Raw genomic sequence first — 4,025 nt, forward strand, 5'->3', positions numbered from 1 at the left:
GCCGGAGGCATCTCGACCTTGTGCGGCACGGCCGCGGCCGCATCGCCGGCATGGAACTTGACCACCAGCGGCACGATCAGCAGCGCCACGATGTTGATGATCTTGATCAGCGGATTCACCGCCGGGCCGGCCGTGTCCTTGTAGGGGTCGCCCACGGTGTCGCCGGTGACGGCCGCCTTGTGCGCCTCGGAGCCCTTGCCGCCGTGGTGGCCGTCCTCGATGTACTTCTTGGCGTTGTCCCATGCGCCGCCGCCCGTGCACATCGAGATGGCGACGAACAGGCCGGTCACGATGGTGCCCATCAGCAGGCCGCCCAGCGCCTTCGGCCCGAGCACCAGCCCGACCAGGATCGGCACCACCACCGGCAGCAGCGAGGGGATCATCATTTCCTTGATGGCCGCGCCGGTCAGCATGCCCACGGCCTTGCCGTACTCGGGCTTGCCGGTGCCTTCCATGATGCCGGGGATCTCGCGGAACTGCCGGCGCACCTCCTCGACCACCGCGCCGGCCGCCCGGCCCACGGCCTCCATGGCCATGGCGCCGAACAGGTAGGGAATCAGGCCGCCGATGAACAGGCCGACGATCACCATCGGGTCGCTCAGGTTGAAGCTGATGTTCAGCCCGAAGCTCTCCAGCTTGTGGGTGTAGTCGGCAAAGAGCACCAGCGAGGCGAGGCCGGCCGAGCCGATCGCGTAGCCCTTGGTCACGGCCTTGGTGGTGTTGCCCACAGCGTCGAGCGGGTCGGTCACGGCGCGCACGCTGTCGGGCAGCTCGCTCATCTCGGCAATGCCGCCGGCGTTGTCGGTGATGGGACCGTAGGCGTCGAGCGCCACCACGATGCCCGCCATGCTCAGCATGGCCGTGGCGGCCACCGCAATGCCGAACAGCCCGGCGAGCGCATACGAGGCCATGATGGCCACGCAGACGCAGATCACCGGCCAGGCCGTCGAACGCATCGAGACGCCCAGGCCCGCGATGATGTTGGTGCCGTGGCCCGTGGTGGAGGCCTGCGCGATGTGCTGCACCGGCTTGTACTGCGTGCCGGTGTAGTACTCGGTGATCCACACCAGCGCGGCCGTGAGCGCCAGGCCGACGAAGCAGGCGCCGAACAGCTTGAGCTGGCTGCCGCTCGCGGCAATGGCGTTGTCGGGGATGAGCCAGCTCGTGACGAACCAGAACGCGATCAGCGACAGAAGGCCCGCCACCGCCAGGCCCTTGTAGAGCGCCGGCATCACGTTGGTCATGCCCGGCGAGGCCTTGACGAAGAAGCAGCCGATGATCGACGCGATGATCGACACGCCGCCCAGTGCCAGCGGATAGAGCACCGCATTGAGCGGCGCCGCCGTGACCATCAGCGCGCCCAGCACCATGGTGGCGATCAGCGTGACGGCGTAGGTTTCGAACAGGTCGGCCGCCATGCCGGCGCAGTCGCCGACGTTGTCGCCCACGTTGTCCGCAATGACGGCCGGGTTGCGCGGATCGTCTTCGGGAATGCCGGCCTCGACCTTGCCCACCAGGTCGGCGCCCACGTCGGCGCCCTTGGTGAAGATGCCGCCGCCCAGCCGCGCGAAGATCGAGATCAGCGAGGAGCCGAAGGCAAAGCCGATCAGCGGGTTGAGGATGGCCGAGAGGCTGCGGTCCGGCGTGAGATTGCCGTTGCCCGCCAGGAACCAGTAGAAGACCGAGACGCCCAGGAGGCCCAGCCCCACCACCAGCATGCCCGTGATGGCGCCGCCGCGGAATGCGACGTCCAGCGCCGGGCCGATGCCTTGCGTGGCCGCCTGCGCGGTGCGCACGTTGGCGCGCACCGACACGTTCATGCCGATGAACCCGCAGGCGCCCGAAAGCACCGCGCCCACCACGAAGCCGATGGCCGTGGTCGCGTCCAGGAAGATGCCGATGAGAATGGCCAGGACCACGCCGACCACCGCGATGGTGGTGTACTGCTTGGCGAGGTAGGCCGATGCGCCGGCCTGGATGGCGGCCGCGATTTCCTGCATCCGAGCGTTGCCCGGGTCCTTGGCGAGAATCCAACTTCGGGCCCAGAAACCGTAGCCGACGGCCACGAGGCCGCAGACGATGGCGAGTATCAGGGGGGTGTTGCCGATCATGCTTTGCTTCTCCATTCGTTCGTTGTGACTAGTGGAGACGGACAGCATGGGTCCTGCGCGCAACGCGTACGGGACCCAGGTTTTCCGTCGCGTTGCTTCCTCGAAGCTCGCAGCACCGAGGTGCGGAGCCGATTGGCCAACGGGTGCAATTTACAGGCAAAAACAAGAACGCGTGCGACCGGGCCGTGACACGGAAAGTAAACTCCGGGTTTGTCCCCATCTCCCCTCATACTTTTCAACTACTCGAAAACGTCATGTCCTTCGACAAAGTCTCCCCCGGCAAGAACATCCCCGACGCCTTCAATGTCGTGATCGAAATCCCGATGAATGCCGACCCGATCAAGTACGAAGTCGACAAGGAATCGGGCGCGATCTTCGTCGACCGCTTCATGACGACCGCGATGTACTACCCGGCCAACTACGGCTACGTGCCGCAGACCCTCTCCGGCGACGGCGACCCGGTCGACGTGCTGGTGATCGCGCCGTACCCGCTCCTGCCCGGCGTGGTGGTGCCGTGCCGCCCGCTCGGCATCCTGATGATGGAGGACGAAGCCGGCGTCGACGGCAAGGTGCTGGCCGTGCCCACCGACAAGGTGCTGCCGATCTACAGCCACTGGAAGTCGGTCGACGACGTGAACCCGATGCGCCTGAAGGCCATCAGCCACTTCTTCGAGCACTACAAGGACCTGGAAGCCGGCAAGTGGGTCAAGGTGCTGGGCTGGGAAGGCATCGACGCGGCCAAGAAGGAAATCGTCGACGGCATCGCCGCCTACAAGAAGTAAGCGGCTTCCCGGGTGTTCGCGGCCGGCTGCTCAGCCGGCCTTGAAGGGGCTGCGTTCGCCCAGGTGGTCCATGTAGTTCTCGATGCCTTCGCCCTCGCGCTCGAGAAAGCGTTCGACCGCGTCGGCGAAGCCGGGGTGCGCGAGCCAGTGCGCGCTGGTGGTCTTCACCGGCATCAATGCGCGCGCCATCTTGTGCTCGCCCTGCGCCCCGCCTTCGAAGCGCCTGGCGCCGTGCGCAATGCACCAGGCCAGCGGCTGGTAGTAGCAGGCCTCGAAATGCAGGCAGTCGACGCGCTCCACGGCGCCCCAGTAGCGGCCATAGGCCACCAGCGCGTCGTCCCCGTGGGTGGACAGCGCGATCAGGCTCGCCGCGATGGGCTTTCCTCCGCGCTCGGCGACGAACAGCAGCCAGGCTTCGGGCATGGTGTCGGCCATGCGCTGGAAGAAGTCGCGCGAAAGATAGGGCGGGTTGCCATGCTCGCGGTAGGTGCGCGCATAGCAGCGGTAGAAGAAATCCCAATCCGACCGGGCGATGTCTGCGCCGCGCGACCAGCGAAAGGTCACGCCGGCCTCGGCCACCTTGCGGCGCTCCTGCCGGATCTTCTTGCGCTTGTCGTGCGACAGGCTGGCAAGAAAGGCTTCGAAGTCCGCGTAGCCGGCTGTTTCGCCTGATTCCCCCGGGGCGGCATTCGTCCAGTGGAACTGCACCGTGTTGCGCAGCATCAGGCCCGCTTCGGTGCAGGCGGCAATGTCGGCGTCCGCGCCGAACAGCAGATGCAGCGACGACAGTTCTTCCTTCCTGCACCAGGCCACCAGTGCCTGCACCAGCAGCGTGCGGTCCTGCGCATCGCGCGCCAGCAGGCGTGCGCCGGGCACCGGCGTGAACGGCACGGCCACCACTGCCTTGGGATAGTAGGCAAGCCCATGCTGTTCGTAGGCATTGGCCCAGGCCCAGTCGAAGACATATTCGCCATAGGAGTGGGTCTTGATGTAGGCCGGGCAGGCCGCCCGCAGTTCCTTGCCACGCCACAGGGTGATGAACTGCGGCATCCAGCCGCTTTCGGGCGAGGCGCTGCCGCTGTCGTGCAATGCCGAAAGGTATTCATGGCGCATGAAGGGCGAGGGCTGCGCC

3 protein-coding genes are annotated in these 4,025 nt (G+C 66.5%); 1 reads left to right on the forward strand and 2 read right to left on the reverse strand.

The features are described from left to right. The coding region (locus AC1DOC_RS22815) for a sodium-translocating pyrophosphatase (RefSeq protein WP_478130538.1) at positions 1-2,111 on the reverse strand (2,111 nt) is incomplete at its 3' end. Between the two features lie 254 nt (positions 2,112-2,365). Between AC1DOC_RS22815 and ppa the strand changes: the two genes are divergently transcribed. Continuing rightward, complete coding sequence (gene ppa / locus AC1DOC_RS22820) at positions 2,366-2,893, forward strand: inorganic diphosphatase (protein ID WP_012747468.1); 528 nt, start codon at positions 2,366-2,368, stop codon at positions 2,891-2,893. Positions 2,894-2,923: 30 nt separating this feature from the next. Here the strand turns inward: ppa and AC1DOC_RS22825 are convergent. Then, the coding region (locus AC1DOC_RS22825; protein ID WP_478130539.1) for a GNAT family N-acetyltransferase at positions 2,924-4,025 on the reverse strand (1,102 nt) is incomplete at its 5' end.

It is taken from the genome of Variovorax sp. 01T439_2 (assembly GCF_056398445.1).

Coding starts and splice junctions, on each gene's coding strand:
- ppa (WP_012747468.1), top strand. CDS start 2,366: ATGTCCTTCGACAAAGTCTCCCCCGGCAAGAACATCCCCGACGCCTTC.